This window comes from Microbacterium sp. str. 'China', from assembly GCF_002993305.1.
In the GTDB taxonomy this organism is placed as follows: domain Bacteria; phylum Actinomycetota; class Actinomycetes; order Actinomycetales; family Microbacteriaceae; genus Microbacterium; species Microbacterium paraoxydans.
The window spans coordinates 1,681,568-1,701,019 of the sequence record NZ_CP027434.1; the positions used below are offsets into that span (position 1 = coordinate 1,681,568).

The 19,452-nt window shown below is 70.2% G+C and carries 12 protein-coding genes; 5 read left to right on the forward strand and 7 right to left on the reverse strand.

Features of this window, described 5'->3' with window-relative positions; translation table 11 throughout:
* Positions 1-1,062 carry an AI-2E family transporter gene (locus tag C6C15_RS08065; RefSeq protein ID WP_060922797.1) on the reverse strand — a complete coding sequence of 354 codons (1,062 nt, stop codon included), beginning with the start codon at positions 1,060-1,062 and terminating at the stop codon, positions 1-3.
* 178 nt (positions 1,063-1,240) lie between these two features.
* Here C6C15_RS08065 and C6C15_RS08070 point away from each other — a divergent pair, with 178 nt between their 5' ends.
* Both C6C15_RS08070 and C6C15_RS08075 read left to right on the forward strand, forming a co-directional pair.
* Positions 1,241-3,184: a glycosyl transferase gene (locus C6C15_RS08070; protein WP_158698532.1), complete on the forward strand. Its 1,944-nt coding sequence runs from the start codon at positions 1,241-1,243 to the stop codon at positions 3,182-3,184.
* A 5-nt stretch (positions 3,185-3,189) separates the two neighbouring features.
* Positions 3,190-4,116 (forward strand): tetratricopeptide repeat protein, encoded by a 927-nt coding sequence (locus tag C6C15_RS08075; protein ID WP_431866147.1) that lies wholly within the window; start codon positions 3,190-3,192, stop codon positions 4,114-4,116.
* 54 nt (positions 4,117-4,170) lie between these two features.
* Here the strand turns inward: C6C15_RS08075 and glgB are convergent, their stop codons facing one another.
* From glgB to glgX, 3 genes are all read right to left on the reverse strand, one after another.
* Positions 4,171-6,372: a 1,4-alpha-glucan branching protein GlgB gene (gene glgB, locus C6C15_RS08080; RefSeq protein ID WP_105949782.1), complete on the reverse strand. Its 2,202-nt coding sequence runs from the start codon at positions 6,370-6,372 to the stop codon at positions 4,171-4,173.
* Entirely contained in the window at positions 6,369-8,438 is a 2,070-nt protein-coding gene (locus tag C6C15_RS08085) for an alpha-1,4-glucan--maltose-1-phosphate maltosyltransferase (protein WP_105949783.1), read from the reverse strand. The genes glgB and C6C15_RS08085 overlap by 4 nt, the downstream gene beginning before the upstream one ends.
* 64 nt (positions 8,439-8,502) lie before the next feature.
* Positions 8,503-10,575: a glycogen debranching protein GlgX gene (glgX, locus tag C6C15_RS08090; protein ID WP_105949784.1), complete on the reverse strand. Its 2,073-nt coding sequence runs from the start codon at positions 10,573-10,575 to the stop codon at positions 8,503-8,505.
* A gap of 101 nt (positions 10,576-10,676) precedes the next feature.
* Here glgX and C6C15_RS08095 point away from each other — a divergent pair, with 101 nt between their 5' ends.
* Genes C6C15_RS08095 through ligA form a run of 3 tightly spaced genes read left to right on the forward strand, consistent with a single transcriptional unit; the run spans position 10,677 to position 15,313 of the window.
* Positions 10,677-11,852: a cysteine desulfurase family protein gene (locus tag C6C15_RS08095; protein WP_105949785.1), complete on the forward strand. Its 1,176-nt coding sequence runs from the start codon at positions 10,677-10,679 to the stop codon at positions 11,850-11,852.
* 9 nt (positions 11,853-11,861) lie between these two features.
* The gene (gene mnmA, locus C6C15_RS08100; RefSeq protein WP_105949786.1) at positions 11,862-12,959 is read left to right on the forward strand and encodes a tRNA 2-thiouridine(34) synthase MnmA; all 1,098 of its coding nucleotides are present in this window, start codon (positions 11,862-11,864) and stop codon (positions 12,957-12,959) included.
* Positions 12,960-12,997: 38 nt separating this feature from the next.
* Positions 12,998-15,313: an NAD-dependent DNA ligase LigA gene (gene ligA / locus C6C15_RS08105; RefSeq protein ID WP_105949787.1), complete on the forward strand. Its 2,316-nt coding sequence runs from the start codon at positions 12,998-13,000 to the stop codon at positions 15,311-15,313.
* Between the two features lie 3 nt (positions 15,314-15,316).
* Here ligA and C6C15_RS08110 read toward each other — a convergent pair whose 3' ends face one another.
* Genes C6C15_RS08110 through C6C15_RS08120 form a run of 3 tightly spaced genes read right to left on the reverse strand, consistent with a single transcriptional unit; the run spans position 15,317 to position 19,414 of the window.
* Positions 15,317-15,796: a GNAT family N-acetyltransferase gene (locus tag C6C15_RS08110; protein WP_060923553.1), complete on the reverse strand. Its 480-nt coding sequence runs from the start codon at positions 15,794-15,796 to the stop codon at positions 15,317-15,319.
* Between the two features lie 11 nt (positions 15,797-15,807).
* Positions 15,808-17,667: a DEAD/DEAH box helicase gene (locus tag C6C15_RS08115; protein ID WP_435873129.1), complete on the reverse strand. Its 1,860-nt coding sequence runs from the start codon at positions 17,665-17,667 to the stop codon at positions 15,808-15,810.
* A gap of 46 nt (positions 17,668-17,713) precedes the next feature.
* The gene (locus C6C15_RS08120; RefSeq protein ID WP_060922764.1) at positions 17,714-19,414 is read right to left on the reverse strand and encodes a long-chain-fatty-acid--CoA ligase; all 1,701 of its coding nucleotides are present in this window, start codon (positions 19,412-19,414) and stop codon (positions 17,714-17,716) included.
* Between the last annotated feature and the right edge of the window lie 38 nt (positions 19,415-19,452).

Here is a 19,452-nt window from a genome sequence, read left to right on the forward strand (position 1 = left end):
TCATCGTTCGTTCATACGCGGGATGAGCACCTGGCGGTAGAGGATCAGGATGCTGGCGGCCACCGGGATCGCGATGAGCGCCCCGAGCAGGCCCAGCAGGCTGCCTCCGGCGAGGGCGGCCACCACGACGACGGCGCCGGGAACGGAGACCGCGCGGCTCATGATGCGCGGCGAGATCACGTACGCCTCGATCTGCATGTAGATCAGGTAGTAGATCGCCGCCGCGAGAGCCGTGCCGGGGGAGCCGAGGCCAGGGATGAGGCAGACGAGGACGATGATCGTCGAGCCGGTCAGGGTGCCCACCAGCGGGATGAGCGAGAAGAAGAAGGCGACGACCGCGAGAACGGCGGGGAACGGCGCGTCGATGATCGTGAGGTAGATCGCGCTGAGGACGCCGTTGATCACGCCCTGGCTGACCTGGCCCATGACGTAGTAGCCGACCGAGTCGGTGATCTGCTCCGAGAGATCGATGAAGCGATCCCGCTTGGACGCCGGGACGAGCTGGTACACCGCGCGCTTGAGCGAGGGCGTCGAGGCCGTGAGATAGATGGTCAGGATGAGGACGATGAACGCGCCGAACACACCGCTGAGCACGGCGCCGCTGGCGATCAGCACGCCCTGACCGATCGACCCGCCGATCTCCGCGAGATTGGTGGTCAGCCAGTCCTCCACGTACGCGAAGACGTCGTCGACGAGGAGGTTGGGGAACGTCTCCTGGATCCAACTCCGCAGGTCCTCGATCGCGGTTCCGCGTTGCACGATCGCCGTGATCTGGGCGATGAGCTGCGAGATCTGGTCGACCAGCACCGGCAGCACGATGAGGATGATCCCGACGAAGACGGCCAGCACGGCGACGATCGTCACGAGGACCGCGAGCCACCGGGGCAGGCGTCGACGCTCGAGGAACGTGACCAGGGGATCGAGTCCGAGGCTGAGGAAGAGCGCGGTCCCGATGTACAGCAGCACGGTCGACAGCGTCTGCACGCTGCTGATCAGGACGATCCCGAGGCCCACGCCCAGTGTCGCCACGAGGGCGGTGCGGAACGGGTTGTGGATCTTCATGCGGACTCCTCGGTACGGCTGCAGCAAGGCTACCCATGCCGCGGCTCGACGCGCCGCCGACGTGCCGCGCGACGGAGGAGGGAGGGCCCTCGTGGTCAACACACAGGTGGGTTCGCTAGTCTGAAATGTCGAGTGTGGCGTCGCGGGCGGGAAGCCGCGATGCGTGAGGAGACTATTCGTGCGTTTCGTATGGGCCGTGGTGGCCTTCGTGCTGGCTGCCGTGCTGATCGGTGCGGGGATCGCCCAACGCACCATCTTCGTCGGCCCGTCGTCTGAGGAAGCCCGCGTCGACATCGAGGAGCCCGCGCCCTTCGTGCTCCTGGACGGCGACGTCCTGCGGATCAACGCCGGCGCGCAGAAGCTGCTCATCCGCGGCGAGGGCGAGATCTTCACCAGCTACGGGCGCACGGCCGACATGGAGGCCTGGCTCTCCGACTCGGAGTACAACCACGTGACCGTCGGGGACGACGACGAACTCGTCGTCGACCACGTCGCCGCCGCGGACGACGAGGGGTCGACCGAGACGCCGGCGCCCGAGGCCACGGAGACACCGTCGCCGGAAGCCGACGCCGATGCACCCGCGGGTCGCAACCCCGCCGGCTCTGATCTGTGGCTCGACTCGTTCACCGATGAGAACTTCCTCTCCACCGACAAGATGCAGCTCCCGGAAGGGACCAGCGTGCTGATCGCCTACGACGGCACCAAGGACGCGCCGGACGACATCGTCGTCTCCTGGCCGCTGGACACGCGGACGCCTCTGGCAGGACCGCTCATGGCGGCCGGCGGCCTGGTGCTCCTCGTGGGGCTGGTCCTCTACGTGCTCGCGATCCGCCACCAGCGCCGTGGTCGGGGCCCGCGCCGGAAGGGTCCCGGGCCGCTTCCCTCGACCCAGCCGATCGACGTGGCGGCCCTTCCGCCATCCGAGCGGGATGCCCTGGAGGCCGCGGACGGGGCGCAGTCGCCGACACCGGCGGGGAAGGACGACGTGGACGACACGGAGATCGTCGACGAGAAGGAGCAGGATGGGAAGAGTACGATGCGAGCCGAGCGCCCGAGGCGTCGTCGGCGCCTGCTCGCCCTCCCCGCGATCGGTTTGACCGCTCTGCTGGCCTCAGGCTGCACGGCCGACTCCTGGCCGGAGTTCGGGGACGCCTCCGCATCGCCGTCTCCGACGCCGACCGTGATCGCCCCCGAGAACCAGAAGCCGCCGGCGGTCACCGAGACGCAGGCCGAGCGGATCCTCCGGGAGGTCTCCGAAACTCTGGTGCAGGCCGATGAGGCGAAAGACCTCGACCTCGCGGCGACCCGTCTCGACGGCGCTCCGCTGACGACGAGGACCACTGACTACGCCCTGCGGGCGAAGCTCCCGGATCGGGCCGCGCCCGCTGCGATCCCCACGGACGACGTCGAGGTGGTGCTCCCGGAGGCGACGGATCGCTGGCCGCGCACGGTCCTCATGCTCTCGAAGAGCACCGGTGACGACACAGTGCCGCCGGTGGTGCTCACCATGACGCAGGCCGACCCCTGGTCCAACTACAAGGTGACCAACATGGCGGAGATGTCGGCGGATGCGGTGTTCCCCGAGGTGGCCGCAAGCTGGCTGGGGACCTCGCTGGTCCCGGCAGACTCGGCCTTCCTGTCCGTGCCGCCGAACGAGGTCGCGGCGGCGTTCGCCGATGTCGTCGACAAGGGCGAGAAGAGTGCCTCGTACGGGCAGTTCGACGACTTGGCGCTCAACCTCGCCACGTCGATCAGGGACAGCAGGCAGAACCTGGTGCAGGGGCTGGCTGACGCCGGCGCCGCGAAGACGTCCAAGGCGGCGTTCGACATGAAGCCGACGACGGCGGATCCGGTCTCGATGACGACGCTGGACAGCGGCGCCATCGTCGCGGTCTCCGTTCTCGATGTCGAGACGATCACCCCCACGTCCTCCGACGTCGTCATCCGTTTCGGTGACAACGAGGAGGCGAAGGCGCTCACCGGGGCGAAGGAGTCTGCGAAGGGCGCCGAGACGACATACGAGTTCCAGTTGTTCTTCGCCGTGCCGTCTCAGGGCTCGAGTGAACCGATCCGCCTCCTGGCCTCGCGTCAGGATCTCGTCTCCGTGAAGGTGATCAAGTGAGTGAGATGTCTCCCGCCGCCCTGCGAGGCGCCGTCGATCTGTCCAGTCTGCGCAACCGTCCGTCCACGCCCGCGAGCGGTGCGGCTGCCCCCTCGAACTCCCCGGTGGCCGATGTCGTCGTGGATGCGACAGATGAGAACTTCGGCCAGGTGCTCGAGCTGTCCCGCACCGTCCCCGTGGTCGTCGACCTCTGGGCCGAGTGGTGCGGGCCGTGCAAGCAGCTGAGCCCGATCATCGAGAAGGTGACCAGGGAGCTCGGCGGCCGGGTGCTCCTGGCCAAGGTCGACGTCGATGCGAATCCGCAGCTCGCGCAGAGCTTCCGTGCGCAGTCGATCCCGATGGTCGTCGCCCTCATCGCAGGCCAGCCGGTGCCGATGTTCACGGGCGCCGTTCCTGAGCAGCAGGTGCGTGAGGTCTTTGCGCAGCTGCTGCAGGTGGCCGCGCAGAACGGCGTCTCGGGATCGCTCCCGGTCGGCGACTCCGAGGCAGGGGAGGCTGAACCTCCCGCCGAGCCCGAGCTACCGCCGCTGCACGCGGAGGCGTTCTCCGCCATCGAGCGGGGCGACTACCGTGCGGCCATCGCCGCCTATGAGAAGGCGCTCGCGGAGAACCCGCGTGACGAGGACGCCATCGCCGGCCTGGGCCAGGTCCGACTGCTGGACCGTGTGCAGGGACTCGACCTGCAGACGGCCCGAGCCGCGGCCGCAGCGGCTCCGCTGGACGTGCAGGCCCAGTTCGACGTCGCGGACCTCGACCTCGCCGGCGGACACGTCGACGACGCCTTCGGCCGGCTCCTCGACCTGTTCGCGCAGCTGCCGTCCGACCAGCGGACACCCGTCCGCGAGCGCCTCGTCGAGTTGTTCGGCCTCATCGGCGCCAGCGACCCGCGCGTGATCGCGGCTCGTAACCGACTCTCCTCGCTGCTGTTCTGATCGATCCGCGCGGAGCTCGTTGCTCCGCGCAGATCGGTCGTCGTCGGCCGTCCGTCAGCCGTTGTTCACGGTAGGGACGTGCGGCTCCGGCTGATGACGGAGCCACAGCGTCGACAGCGCGGGCAGCGTGATCGAGGCGGTGGGGGCGCCGGCGTCCGCCGACTCGGCGATCACCATTCCGAGATTGCCCGAGCCCCGCCCACCGTAGGCGTCAGCATCCGAGTTCAGGATCTCCTGCCACACGCCTTCGCGCGGGAGCCCGAGACGGTACCCGGTGCGCTCCACTCCGGCGAAGTTGCTGACGACGACGAGACGGCCGCCGTGCGCGTCCCGCCGTTCGAAGGCGATCACGGACGGGTCCCAGCTCGGTGCGCCGAGTCGCGTGAATCCGGAGCCGTCGTTGTCACGCTCCCAGAGCGGAGCCTGCGACCGGTACACCGCGTTCATCGCGGCGACGAAGTCCTGCAGCTGGGCGTGGGAGGGCTGGTCGCGGAGCCACCAGTCCAGTTCACGCCCTTCGGACCACTCCGCGAGCTGTCCGAACTCCTGTCCCATGAACAGCAGCTTCTTGCCCGGATGTCCCCACATGTAGGCGAGGTAGGCGCGGACGTTCGCGATCTTGTGCCAGTGGTCGCCCGGCATCTTCGACAACAGGCTGCCCTTGCCGTGCACGACCTCGTCGTGACTGATCGGCAGGACGTAGTTCTCGCCGAACGCGTAGACGAACGAGAACGTCATCTCGCCCTCGTGGTGCGCCCGGTACATCGGGTCTCTGCCGATGTACTGCAGCGAGTCGTTCATCCAGCCCATGTTCCACTTGAAACCGAATCCGAGGCCGGCATGATCCGTCGGCGCTGTGACGCCGGGGAAGCTCGTGGACTCCTCGGCGATCATGAGGATCCCGGGGTGCAGCCGGTAGGCCGTGGCGTTGACCTCCTGGAGGAAGCGGATCGCCTCGAGGTTCTCGCGTCCGCCGTGGATGTTCGGCTCCCACTCACCCTCGCGGCGCGAGTAGTCGAGGTAGAGCATCGAAGCCACGGCGTCGACGCGCAGACCGTCGACGTGGAACTCCTCGAGCCAGTACAGCGCGTTCGCGACGAGGAACCCCCGGACCTCGGGTCGGCCGTAGTCGAAGATGAGCGTGCCCCAGTCCTGGTGCTCGCCGCGCCGAGGGTCGGGGTGCTCGTAGAGGGGCTGACCGTCGAACCGGGCCAGGGCGAAGTCGTCCTTGGGGAAGTGCCCCGGCACCCAGTCCATGATGACGCCGATGCCGGCCTGGTGCAGGCGGTCGATGAGGTACCGCAGGTCGTCGGGGGAGCCGTACCGGCTCGTCGGAGCGTAGTAGCCGCTGACCTGGTAACCCCACGATCCGCCGAACGGATGCTCGGCGAGCGGCATGAACTCGACGTGCGTGAACCCGGTCTCCTGCACATGCGCGATCAGCGGATCGGCCAGCTCTCGATAACCCAGGCCCCCGCGCCAGGAGCCGACGTGCACCTCGTACACGGACAGCGGCTGCGCGACGGCGTGGGTCGCGGCACGCCGGGTCATCCACGCGCCGTCCTCCCAGACGTAGGACGATGCGGTGACGACCGACGCGGTCTCCGGGGGCACCTGTGCCGCCAGAGCCATCGGGTCCGCTTTGAGGACCCAGGCGCCGCTCCGCGTACGGATCTGGTACTTGTACCGGGTGCCGACGGGGAGGTCAGGGACGAAGAGCTCCCAGACGCCGCTGGCCCCGAGCGAGCGCATGGCGTGGCTCTCGCCGTTCCAACCGTTGTGGTCGCCCACGACCCGGACGGCCGACGCATCGGGAGCCCACACCGCGAAGGACACACCCTGCTCGTCGCCCTGGGTGCGGGGATGGGCACCCAGCGCCTCCCACAGTCGCTCGTGCCGACCCTCGGCGATGAGGTGCAGGTCGAGGTCGCCCAGCGTCGGTGCATGCCGGTACGGGTCACCGGAGACGGTCTCCTCCTCGCCGCGGTAGCGCGTCGCGATGCGATACGGGAGCGGCGGTCCGGGGTGCGTGCCCTCCCAGACGCCGTGCGCGACGTGGGACAGGGTGAGCCTGCTCCCGTCTCCGAAGACGGCCTCGACGGTCTCGGCGAGCGGCCGGCGGGCGCGGACGGCGGTGACCGTACGGCCGGCGGCGTCCTTGGCGGGGTGTGCACCGAGCAGGGAGTGCGGGTCGTGATGCTGACCGGCAGCGACCGCTTCCCATTCGGCGTCGGCGGTGTCCTCGATGCGGCTCATGCGCGCTCCCTCACCTTCAGGATGTGGACGGGCTCGGCGAAGGCGTCGAGCCGGACGTAGTTGTGGTCGCTCCAGGTCCAGACGCTGCCGGTCAGCAGATCCTCCACCTCGAAGGTCTCACCCAGGGGAACCCCCCAACGCGTGGTGTCGAGGTGGACCGTGGTCTCGCGCACCGAGTGCGGGTCGACGTTCGCCACGACGATGAGGGTGTCCGGCCTGCCGGTGCCGGTGAAGGCAGCGTCGAGGTGTTTGCTGAACACGAGGACGGCGTCGTCGTCGCTCCAGTGCAGTTCGAGGTTGCGGAGCTGCCGCAGCGCCGGATGCGCCGCACGGATCTCGTTCAGTCGCCGGAGCAGCGGAGCCAGGGACTCCCCGCGTTCCTCGGCCCCCGCCCAGTCCCGGAACTTGTACTCGTACTTCTCGTTGTCGATGTTCTCCTCGGAACCCGGACGGGCCACGTTCTCGATGAGCTCGTAACCGGCGTAGACGCCGTACACGGGCCCGGCCGTCGCGGCGATGCAGGCACGGATGCGATACGCCGCGCGACCACCGAACTGGAGGTACTCGGTGAGGATGTCGTGCGTGTTCACGAAGAGGTTCGGACGCATGTAGTCGGCCGTCTCGTGGGAGATCGAGGTGAGGAACTCCTCCAGCTCGGGCTTGGTGTTGCGCCAGGTGAAATAGCTGTAGCTCTGCTGGAAGCCCACCGCGGCCAACGCACGCATCACGGCGGGTCGGGTGAACGCCTCGGCGAGGAAGATGACGTCGGGATCCGTCTCGTTGACCGTCGCGATCAGCCACTCCCAGAACTGCAGCGGCTTGGTGTGCGGGTTGTCCACGCGGAAGATCCGGACGCCTTCGCCCACCCAGTGCCGGACGATCCGGAGCATCTCGGCGGCGATGCCTTCCGGATCGTTGTCGAAGTTCAGCGGGTAGATGTCCTGGTACTTCTTGGGCGGGTTCTCCGCGTAGGCGATGCTCCCGTCCGGCAGGGTCGTGAACCATTCCGGGTGGTCGCGTACCCATGGGTGGTCGGGGGAGGCCTGCAGGGCGAGGTCCAGGGCGACCTCCAGTCCTTCCTTCCGCGCGGCGCGCACGAATGCGCGGAAGTCCTGCGGGGTGCCGAGGTCGGGATGGATCGCGTCGTGTCCGCCCTCCGCCGCTCCGATCGCGTACGGCGAGCCCGGGTCACCCGCTTCGGCGACGAGGGTGTTGTTGCGACCCTTGCGGTTGGTCGTGCCGATGGGGTGCACCGGGACGAGGTAGATCACCTCGAATCCCATCCGGGCGACCTCGGGCAGCCGCTTCGCGGCGGTGCGGAACGTCCCGCTGCGGACCGTGCCGTCCTTGAGGCGACGGGCACCCTCGGAGCGTGGGAAGAACTCGTACCAGGAGCCGACACCCGCACGGGTGCGCTCGACGCGGAGGACCTGCTCCGCGGAGGCGGAGCGCAGGATCGTGACCGGACGGTCGCGGAAGATCGCCGCGAGTTCGGGGTCGACGGCCGAAGCAGCGGTCGTGGCGGCGTCACCTCTCCGGAGCTCCTCGGCACGGGCGCGCAGCCGCGTGCGCTGCGCCGCGGGGCGGTCCTTCTCTCCGGCGGCGCGCTGCAGGAGCTCGGCGCCCAGGGCGGCCATCACCTCGACATCGACTCCCGCGGCGATCTTGAGGTGCGCGGCATGAGCCCAGGTGGCGAAGTCGTCCGAGAATCCCTCGAAGCGGTACCGCCAGACGCCCTCCGCGTCGAGCGCGATCTCGGCTTCCCAGCGGTCGGTGCCGTCCGCGAGGGCGGTCAGCCGGTGCAGGCTCTCCTCGCCGGTCGGAGACGTCAGTCGTACATGCACGCCGATGAGATCGTGCCCTTCCCGGAATGCCACGACGCGGAAGGGGACGACCTCGCCAGCGAAGGCCTTGGCCGGGAACCCGCCGGGGACCGCAGGGGTACCGTCGAGCAAGGGGATACGGGTCGTCCGCAGAGCTCCGGGGAGATCCGCGTCGGCGGCGCGCTTCGGGATCTGAACGGGGCTCCGTAGAGCCGTGGGTCGGGTTCCAGCACGTGCAGTCACATGCCGAATCTACCGCTCGGGCCTGTCGGAACCTACCGCTCGACCCCGGCGGCGAACCGTGCTATCACTCCACCCGGAACAGGCGCATCGAGGTGCCGGGGATCGGCAGGACATCGCCAGGCGCGAACGTCTCCTCGGCCTCCGACGGGCACTCGTCGGCGCTCGACCAGAGGGAGACGAACCGCGTGGCGCCATCGATCTCCTCCGGCAGCCGGACATCGATCGGCGCCTCCGTCCCGTGCACGATCAGCAGGATGCGGTTGGCGGCTTCCTTGTCCGGCGTGGACGCGGCGACGTACTGCAGGGTGCGGTTGCCGGGATCCGTCCACTGGTTCGGCTCCATGGTCGCGCCGTCCTGGTCGTACCAGTCCATGACCGACGCGTTCGGGATGTGCTCGCCGAGGCGCGCGTACCGGCTCGGACGCAGTGCGGGGTTCTCCTGCCGCAGCCGCACCAGGCGCGCGACGTGAGCCCGGAGGTCTTCCTGCCACGGCTCGAACTCCCAGGACAGCCATGACAGCTGCGAGTCCTGCGCGTAGGCGTTGTTGTTGCCGCGCTGGCTACGCCCCACCTCGTCCCCGGCGGTGAGCATGGGGATGCCGGCCGAGAGGAGGAGGGTGCCGAGCAGGTTGCGCATGGCCTTGCGCCGCGCGGTGAGGATCGCGGGATCGTCGGTCGGTCCCTCGACGCCGTGGTTGAAGGACCGGTTGAGGTCGGCGCCGTCGCGGTTGTGCTCGCCGTTGGCCTCGTTGTGCTTGACGTCGTACGAGACGAGGTCGTGCAGCGTGAACCCGTCGTGCGCCGTGACGAAGTTGATGCTCGCGAGCGGCCCGCGCTCCTCGCTGAAGGTGTTCGACGATCCGGCGAGGCGGGTGGCGAAGCCGCCGATCCCCACCGGTGCCGAGGCCCGCCGCGCGTAGTCGATGTCGCTCAGCCAGAAGTTGCGCACCCGGTCGCGGTACCGGTCGTTCCACTCGTGCCACCCGGCGGGGAAGTTGCCCGTCTGCCAGCCGCCCAGTCCGACGTCCCAGGGTTCCGCGATGAGCTTGGTCTCCGCGAGGACGGGGTCGGCGGCGATCGCCTGCAGCAGCGGATGATCCGGAGTGTAGGCGTGAGCGCCGTCACGCGCGATCGCCGTCGCCAGGTCGAAGCGGAAGCCGTCGATCTGCATCTCCTCGGCCCAATACCGGAGCGAGTCCAGCACCAGTCGTGCGCCCGCGTCGGTGGCCGTGTTGAGCGTGTTGCCGCATCCCGTGGTGTCGATGTAGACGCCCGCGTCGTCCTGCCGGTAGTACCGCGCGTTGTCGATACCGCGGAGACTGGAGCGCGGTCCGCCGATACCTTCTTCCGACGTGTGGTTGTAGACCACGTCGAGGATCACCTCGAGGCCGGCCTCATGCAGCAGCCTGACCATGCCCTTGAACTCGGCGATGATCGCCTCGGGTCCCCGCTTCCGGGCGTCCTCCGTCGCGTAGGCGGCGTGCGGTGTGAAGAAGTTGAGCGTGTTGTAGCCCCAGTAGTTCGTCAGCCCCCGCTCCAGCAGCCTCGGTTCCGGGACGAAGGCGTGGACGGGGAGCAGCTCCACCGACGTCACCCCCAGCGTGCGGAGGTACGCGATCATGGCCGGATGCGCGAGGCCCGCGTAGGTGCCGTGCAGTGCAGGCGGGATGTCGGGGTGCCGCTTGGTCAGTCCCTTCAAGTGGCCCTCGTAGATGACGGTGCGGTCCGCCGGGACGCGCGGCTTGGTCGAATCGCCCCAGTCGAAGCCGTCCTCGATGACCACGGCTCGCCATTCCTGGTAGCCGTGTCCCTGGGCGAGGCCCCGCGCGTACGGATCGAGGAGCAGCGTCTCCGGGTTGAACGTGTTGCCGGGGCCGTGCGGACCCTCGACGCGGAGTGCGTAGCGGACTCCGGGCTGCAGCAACGGCGTCGTCACCTCCCAGACGCCTCCGGGCCGCCGTTCGAGCGGCGCCTGGTCGACGACCCAGTCGAGGTCCGTCGCGTCGAAGACGACGAGCTCGACCGCGGAGGCGTTCTGCGACCAGACCCGCAGCGTGCCGACGCGGTCGTGCAGCCGGACGCCGAGGTTGTCGAGGATCGCCCCACCGGGCACGACGGAGTCGGGGGACGAAGACATGGATACACCCTAAACGTGTTGCATTTCAGTCTCATGACAGGACGCACCCGGTCTCACGCGCAGAGGGACCGGCCGGGGCGTGGATCGGGGAGAATCGAAGCATGCGGCACTATCTCGACCACGCGGCGACGACGCCGCTGCGCCCGGAGGCCAGGGACGCGTGGCTGGAGGCGTCGGCCATCATCGGCAACGCGTCATCGACGCATGGAGCCGGGCAGGACGCGCGCCGGGTGCTGGAGGAGTCACGGGAGCGGATCGCCGCGGTCCTCGGGGCCGACCCGATCGAGGTCGTGCTCACCTCCGGTGGGACGGAGTCCATCAACCTCGCCCTCCAGGGACTGTGGCACTCGCGTGGTCCGGGGACGACGGCCGTCGTGGTGCCGGACGGCGAGCATCACGCGACGATGGACACGATCGCAGCCCTGGTGGCCGACGGGGCCGAGGTGCGCGCTGTTCCGCTGTCTCCGCAGGCGCGGATCGACGAGGGCCGCTTCGCAGCGGCCCTTCCCGGGGCAGCGTTCGCGACGGCGCTCGTGGCGAACAACGAGACCGGGACCATCAACGACGCGCCCGCCCTCGCCGCTGCGGCCGCGGATGCCGAAGTCCCGCTGCACCTCGACGCGGTCGCCGCGCTCGGACACCTGCCGCTGTCGTTCCGCGACTTGCGGGGCCGCGCCGACGACGCTGTGGGCCTCGTGGCGCTCAGCATCGCCGGCCACAAGGTCGGAGCGCCGGTCGGCGTCGGGGCGCTGGTGGTGGCGCGGTCGGCCCGGCTGACCCCGCTCTTGCGGGGCGGCGGCCAGCAGCGGGGTCTGCGCGCGGGCACCCAGGACGTGCCGGGAGCGGCGGCGCTGGCGACAGCGCTCGAACTCTCCGAGCGTGAGCGGGCCGCCGAGAGTGTCCGGGTGGGCGAGCTGCGCGACCGCCTGGTCGAGGGCATCCGTGCGCGGGTGCCGGCCGCCGAGCTCCTGGGCGACCCCGACCACCGCCTCCCCGGCACGGCTCATCTGCTCTTCCCCGGCGCAGTGGGGGAGAGCCTGCTGTTCCTGCTGGACATGGCCGGCGTCTCGGCCTCCACGGGCTCCGCGTGTCAGGCGGGGGTCGCCGAGCCCTCGCACGTCGTGATGGCGATGGGGCGAAGTGAGGCGGACGCCCGGAGCGTGCTGCGTTTCTCCCTCGGGCGCACATCGACCGATGCCGATGTGGACGCGGTGCTGGCGGTGATCGGCGAGGCCTACGCACGGGCATCCGGGGCCCGTGCAGCCGAGCGCTCGTAGACTGGACCCATGCGAATCCTTGCGGCCATGAGCGGTGGTGTGGACTCCGCTGTCGCGGCCGCCCGGGCCGTCGAGGCGGGGCACGATGTGGTCGGCGTGCACCTCGCGCTCTCCCGCGCCGGGGGGACCCTGCGCACCGGCAGCCGCGGCTGCTGCACGATCGAGGACGCCCTCGACGCGCGTCGCGCCGCCGACCTCCTCGGCATCCCCTTCTATGTGTGGGACTTCTCGGAGCGGTTCCGCGACGACGTGATCGACGACTTCGTCGCCGAGTACCGTGCGGGCCGGACGCCGAACCCGTGCATGCGGTGCAACGAGAAGATCAAGTTCGCCGCCCTGCTGGAGCGCGCCCTGGAACTCGGCTTCGACGCCGTGTGCACGGGACACTACGCGACCCTCGTCGACGGCGCGGAGGGTCTCGAACTGCACCGGGCATCGGACAACGCGAAGGACCAGTCCTACGTGCTCGGCGTCCTGACGGCCGACCAGCTCGCACACACCTACTTCCCGCTGGGCACCACGCCGTCGAAGGCGCTCGTGCGGGCGGAGGCCGAGGCGCGTGGTCTCAGCGTCGCGCAGAAGCCGGACAGCCACGACATCTGCTTCATCCCGGATGGGGACACCCGGGGCTGGCTGGCCGAGAAGGTCGGCACCGCCACCGGCGAGATCGTCGACCGCTCCGGTGCCGTCGTCGGCGCGCACGAGGGCGCTCATGCGTTCACGGTCGGTCAGCGGCGCGGACTCAAGCTCGGCGTCCCGGCGGCGGACGGCAAGCCGCGCTTCGTGCTCGAGGTGCGCCCCGTGTCGAACACGGTGGTCGTCGGCCCGAAGGAGGCCCTGGCGATCGCCGAGATCTCCGGGGAGCGTTTCAGCTGGGCCGGCGCTGCGCCGACCGCGTCGGTGTTCGCGTGCGACGTGCAGATCCGCGCGCATGCCGAGCCGGTACCCGCCACGGCCACCGTGACGACGAAGGGCGTCCGCGTCGTTCCCGATTCTCCGCTTGACGGTGTCGCCCCCGGGCAGACCGCCGTGCTCTACATCGGCACGCGCGTTCTCGGGCAGTTCACGATCGATTCCACCGTGTCCGCGGTACCCGTCGGCGTCTGATCCGGGCGGATGTCGGTCGCCGCTCCTAGACTGACGGAGTGCCGGAGAACATCTCACTGGAAGACGCCCGCAGCGAGGCGGAGGAGCTGACGACCCGCATCCTCGAGGCGAAGGACGCGTATTACGGGCGTGACACGTCGCTCGTCGACGATGCCACGTACGACGGCTGGATGCGGCGCCTGGAAGAGCTCGAGCGCCTGCACCCCGAACTCCAGGGACAGGACTCGCCGACGCAGATGGTCGGCGCGGCCGAGGCGACGGGGCTCGCGACCATCGAGCACGCCGAGCGCATGCTCAGCCTCGACAACGTCTTCTCGATCGAGGAGCTGCGCGAGTGGGCGCAGAAGACGCGCGCCGCCGCCGGGCGTGACGTCGACTGGTTGACCGAGCTCAAGATCGACGGCCTCGCGATCAACCTGCGGTACGAGGACGGCGTGCTGACGTCGGCCGCGACCCGTGGCGACGGGCGCGTCGGTGAGATCGTCACCGAGAACGCGCTCCGCCTCCCGGAGATCCCGGAACGGCTCGCCGGGGAGGGACACCCGCCGATCGTCGAGGTGCGCGGAGAGGTCTTCATCCCCGTCGCCGCGTTCGAGCGGCTGAACGCGGCGCAGGCGGCGTTCCGAGACCGGGCGTACGCGGACGCCCTTGCGCGCTGGGAGGCCAGGGGAGGCGCGAAGAAGCCGTTCGACGAGGAGAAGGCGCGCACCGCGGCGGCACGGCGTTTCCCGGCCTTCGCGAATCCCCGCAACGCGGCCAGCGGCGGCCTGCGTCAGCAGATCGACAAGAAGGACGGCCTGGAGCTGGAAGCGGGGCTGCTGCGCATCGAGTCGCTCGCGCTCTACGTGCACGGCATCGGTGCCTGGACGAACCCGCCGGTCGCGGCCCAGAGCCAGGTCTACGAGCTGCTGGCCGCCTGGGGGCTGCCGACGAGCCCGCACACGAAGGTGTGCCGCAGCATCGACGACGTGGTCGCCTTCGTCGAGTACTACGGCGAGCACCGGCACGACATCGAGCACGAGCTCGACGGCATCGTGGTCAAGGTCGACGAGCTCGACCTGCATGACGAGCTGGGAGCGACGAGCCGGGCGCCCCGGTGGGCGATCGCCTACAAGTACCCGCCGGAGGAGGTGCAGACGAAGCTGCTCGACATCGTCGTCTCCGTCGGTCGCACCGGTCGCGCGACGCCCTTCGCGGTGATGGCCCCGGCTCACGTCGCCGGATCCGTGGTCCGTCAGGCCACGCTCCACAACAAGGACGTGGTGAAGGCGAAGGGCGTTCTCATCGGCGACACCGTGGTGCTGCGCAAGGCTGGCGACGTGATCCCCGAAGTGCTCGGCCCGGTGGTCGAGAAGCGGGACGGGACCGAGCGGGAGTTCGTCATGCCCGTCGATTGCCCCGAGTGCGGCACGCCGCTGCGCGCCATGAAGGAAGGGGACATCGATCTCCGGTGCCCGAACGCCCGGTCGTGCCCCGCCCAGGTGCGCGGACGTGTCGAGCACATCGGCTCGCGGGGAGCCCTCGATGTCGAGGCCCTGGGCGAGGTGACGGCGGCGGCCCTGACCCAACCCACGAGTCCGGCGGAGCCTCCACTGGTCACGGAGGCGGGCCTGTTCGCCCTGACCTTGGAGCAGCTCGTGCCGATCGAGGTCGTCGTGCGCGATGCGGAGACGGGTCTGCCGCGCGAGGACGAGGACGGCCTCGTGAAGACCCGCGCGCCGTTCCGACGCAACCCGACCGCGGCCGAGAAGAAGTCGGGTCTGGAGGGCCCGCAGCCGTCTTCCCAGGCGCTGACCCTGCTGGCGGAGCTGGAGAAGGCGAAGACCAAAGACCTCTGGCGGCTCCTCGTCGCGCTGAACATCCGGCACGTCGGACCGGTCGCGGCGCGGGCGCTCGCGCAGTGGTTCGGGTCGCTGGATGCGATCCGTGCCGCGTCGCGCGAGGAGCTGGCGGCGGTCGAGGGCGTGGGCGGCATCATCGCCGACTCCCTGCGCGCCTGGTTCGAGGTCGACTGGCACCAGGAGATCGTCCGCCAGTGGGCGGACGCGGGGGTGCAGTGGGCGACGCCGGGGCACCCCGGTCCCGGAGCAGCGGTCGCGGCCGGGGGAGTGCTGGAGGGTCTCACCGTGGTGGCGACGGGATCTCTCGATGGGTACACCCGCGAGGGGGCGCAGGAGGCGATCATCAAGGCCGGCGGAAAGGCCGCCTCGAGTGTGTCCAAGAAGACGGACTTCGTGGCCGCGGGGCCGGGAGCGGGCTCCAAGCTCGCGAAGGCGGAGGAGCTCGGCGTCCGCGTCCTCGACGCCGCACAGTTCCATGTGCTGGTCACCGAGGGTCCCGCGGCGCTGGACTGAGGATCAGGCGCTCTCCGGCGCTGCCGTGGTGGGAGCGAGGAACTGCCGCAGCCGTGGGGAGTCCGCGAACCCCAGCTCCTGATAGAGCCCGACGGCCGCCTCGCTCGAGTGCACGGTGATCCGTTCGGCGCCGACGGAGACCGCGTGGGCGCAGGCCGCGGCGACGAGGCCGCGGCCCGCTCCTTGTCCCCGATGCCCGGGAAGGACGAAGACGCTCTGGATGTCCGCGGAGAGGCGGTGCGGAGCGCCCGGCCGCGGCACGCGCGGTACGAGGGCGACCCAGGCCGCGCCGACGATGTGGTCGTCGTCATCGCCCCGCGCGACGAAGGCCACGTGGGTGCGGTCGTGGGCCCGCCACCAGGCGCCCAGCTCGGCGGTGAAGGCGTCGAGCGATCGACCGGCCGTCAGGTCCGCAGGCACGTCCTCCCACTTGAGCTGGGCGAGCGCGGCGAGATCCTCCCTGCCGGCGCGGTCGATGCGCATCGTCGGTCCGCTCAGGCCTTGTGGCGGGGCTTCCGGAAGGGCTTCTCCTCGCGGTCGCGGTCGCGGTCGCGGGGCGCCGGGCGATCGTCGCGGTCGCGCCGATCGGTCCGGTCGTAGCGGGCCGGCCGGCCGCGGCCCTCGCCGTCGCGCGAGGACGAGCCGCGCCGTGCGCCGGGACCGCGGTCAGGGGCGATCTCGATCAGCCGTCCCGAGATGCGGGTGTCGCGCAGCTTGTCGAGGACGGCGGGGTCGAGGTTCGCCGGGAGCTCGACGATCGAGAAGTCGGGACGGATGTTGATCGCGCCGAAGTCGTCGCGGCCCAGACCGCCCTCGTTCGCGAGCGCGCCCACGATCTGCCGCGGCTCGACGCGGTGCCGCCGACCCACCTCGATGCGGTACGGGGTGTAGTCGCCGCGGCTGCGACGCTCCCGGGGTTCCCGGGGCTCCCGCGTCTGCCGCTCGCGCGGCGGGCGGTTGTCCGCGGCGACCGCCTGCGACAGGGCGTCGTCTGCGGGGTCGAGGAGCAGCGGGGTGGAGCCCTGGGCGACCACGGCGAGAGCGGCCGCGACGTCGCCCTCCGGCACGTCGTGATGCCGCACGTAGTGGGCGATGATGTCGCGGAACGCGTCGATGCGCGACGTCTCCGACAGTGCAGTCGTGATGGCGTCGTCGAAGCGCGCGAGCCTCGTCGTGTTCACGTCCTCGGTGCTCGGCAGCTGCATCTGCGTGGGCTGCTGCCGCGTCGCCTTCTCGATGTGCTTGAGCAGGTAGCGCTCCCGCGGGGTGATGAAGCTGATCGCGTCGCCCGTCCGCCCGGCCCGCCCGGTCCGTCCGATGCGGTGCACGTACGACTCGGTGTCGGTGGGGATGTCGAAGTTGACGACGTGACTGATGCGCTCGACGTCGAGTCCGCGGGCGGCGACGTCCGTCGCGACGAGGATGTCGAGCTTCCCGTCCTTGAGCTGGTTCACGCTGCGCTCGCGCTGCACCTGCGGCACGTCGCCGTTGATCGCGGCGGCGGAGTACCCGCGGGCGCGGAGCTTCTCGGCCAGGGTCTCGGTCTCGTTCTTCGTGCGGACGAAGACGATCATGCCGTCGAAGTTCTCCACCTCGAGGATGCGGGTCAGCGCGTCCACCTTCTGCGCATACGAGACGACGAGGTAGCGCTGGGTGATGTTCGTGTTGGTCGCGGTCTTGGACTTGACCGTGATCTCCTCCGGGTCGCGGAGGTACTGCTGCGCGAGACGGCGGATCTGCGCGGGCATCGTGGCGGAGAACAGGGCGACCTGCTTCTCCTCGGGGGTCTGAGCGAGGATCTGCTCGACGTCCTCCGCGAAGCCCATCTTCAGCATCTCGTCCGCCTCGTCGAGGACGAGGTACTGCAGCGCCGAGAGGTCGAGGGTGCCCTTGGCCAGGTGGTCCATGATGCGGCCGGGGGTGCCGACCACGACGTGCACGCCGCGGCGGAGTGCGGAGAGCTGGACGCCGTATCCCTGACCGCCGTAGACGGGCAGCACGTGCACGCCCTTCATGCGGGAGGCGTACGACTCGAACGCCTCGCAGACCTGCAGCGCGAGCTCACGGGTCGGGGCGAGGACGAGGGCCTGCGGCGTCTTCTGCGCGATGTCGAGCCGCTCCAGCACGGGCAGCGCGAAGGCGGCGGTCTTGCCGGTTCCGGTCTGCGCCATGCCGACCACGTCGCGGCCGGCAAGCAGCGTCGGGATGGTCGCGGCCTGGATGGGCGAGGGGGTCTCGTAGCCGAGATCCTTGATGGCCTTGAGGACCGGCCCGGTGATGCCGAGGTCCTCGAATCCGGGGGTGGCAGGGGACTCGTCGGGGGCGTCGGCGGGGGTCACTTCTTCAGGGGTCACTTCCCAAGGGTAGCGCGCCAGGCCCCCCGCTTCCTGTGGGGCCGGCTCAGACCCCCGACGTGAGGGCGAGCAGCTTCTCCTTCACCTGCCGGCGGAGCACCTTCCCGATCAGGGACTTCGGCAGCTCGTCGACGACGAAGACGCGGCGCGGCACCTTGTACGGGGTGAGGATGCTGCGGGCGTACTCGCGGATCGCCTCCACGTCGACATCGGCGCCGGGGTCGACGACGATCGCCGCGACGACCTCCTCGCCCGAGTGGTCGCTGGGCAGTCCGACGACCGCGGCGTCCGCGACCGACGGATGCTGGCGCAGCGCGTTCTCCACCTCGGTCGGGGCGACGTTGAAGCCGCCGGTGATGATGAGCTCCTTGATGCGGTCGACGATGCGCACGAATCCGGCGTCGTCGATCGTGACGATGTCGCCGGTCCGGTACCAGCCGTCGACGAACACGGCCTCGGTCTCCTCCGGCTTGCCGTAGTACCCGGAGAAGACCTGGGGGCCGCGCACGACGAGTTCGCCGGCGGAACCGGCCGGGACGTCCTCGGTGGGGTTCTCCGGATCGACGACGCGGCACTCCGTCCCGGGGAGCGGGAGCCCCACCGTGCCGGGGACGCGGTTGTCGGCCACCGGGTTCGCCATGAGCACGGGCGAGCACTCGCTCAGACCGTAGCCCTCGACAAGGTAGCCGTGCGTGGCGGCCTCGAACGGGACGACGAGCTCGTGCGGCAGTGCCATGGCTCCGGAGATCGCGACCTCGATGCCCTCGAGCGAGACGCCCTTGGCGTTGGCGGCCGCGAGCAGCCGGTCGGCGATGGGCGGCACGAGCGGCAGGAAGGTCGCGGGGTGCTTCTTGACCACGTCCAGCACGAGATCGGGATCGAACTTCGGGAACAGCACCAGACGTGCCCCCATCGACATGGCGAAGGTGAGGCAGAGCGTCAGGCCGTAGGCGTGGAACATGGGCAACACGGCGTACACGACGCAGCCCTTGCCGCGCTGGATGGACGGGACCCACGCCTGGGACTGGGCCGCGTTGGCGAGGAGGTTGCGGTGCGTGAGGGCGGCGCCCTTCGGCGTGCCGGTGGTCCCGGACGTGTACTGGATGATCGCCAGGTCGTCCGTGCCCGGCTGCGGATGCGAGGCGGGGATCGGGGCACCGGCGAGTACCGACTCCCAGAGGACGGTGCCGCGGACGCGCTCGGTCAGTGCGGCCCGCGACTCCCTCGCCTTCGCGACCGGCAGCCGGAGGGCGAAGCGGGTGAGGGCCGGCATGGCCCGCGTAACGTCGACCGAGATGAGTGTGGAGACGGCGAGGTCGCTCGGGAACTCCTGCACCGTCGCGACGACCTTGTTCCAGACGATCGCGTGCTTAGCGCCGTGGTCCTCGAACTGCTTGCGCAGCTCGCGAGGGGTGTAGAGCGGGTTGTGCTCGACCACGACCGCACCGAGACGCAGCACGGCGTAGAACGCGATGATGTGCTGCGGACAGTTCGGCAGGACGATCGCGACGGGATCGCCCGCACGGACGCCGAGATCCCGGAGCCCCGCGGCGGCGCGATCGATCGCCTCCTGCAGCTGTGCGTAGGTGGTCTCCCTGCCGAAGAACTGCAGAGCCGGGGCATCGGGGTAGTCGCGGGCCGAGGCGGCGACGATGTCCACGAGGGAGCCGCTGACGGGGGCGAGGTCCTCCGGAACGCCGTCGGCGTAGCTGGCGATCCACGGGCGAGGGGGCTGGAACGTGCTCACGCGCCCAGCTTAGGCGGGCCGCGCCGCGCCGAGCGGCG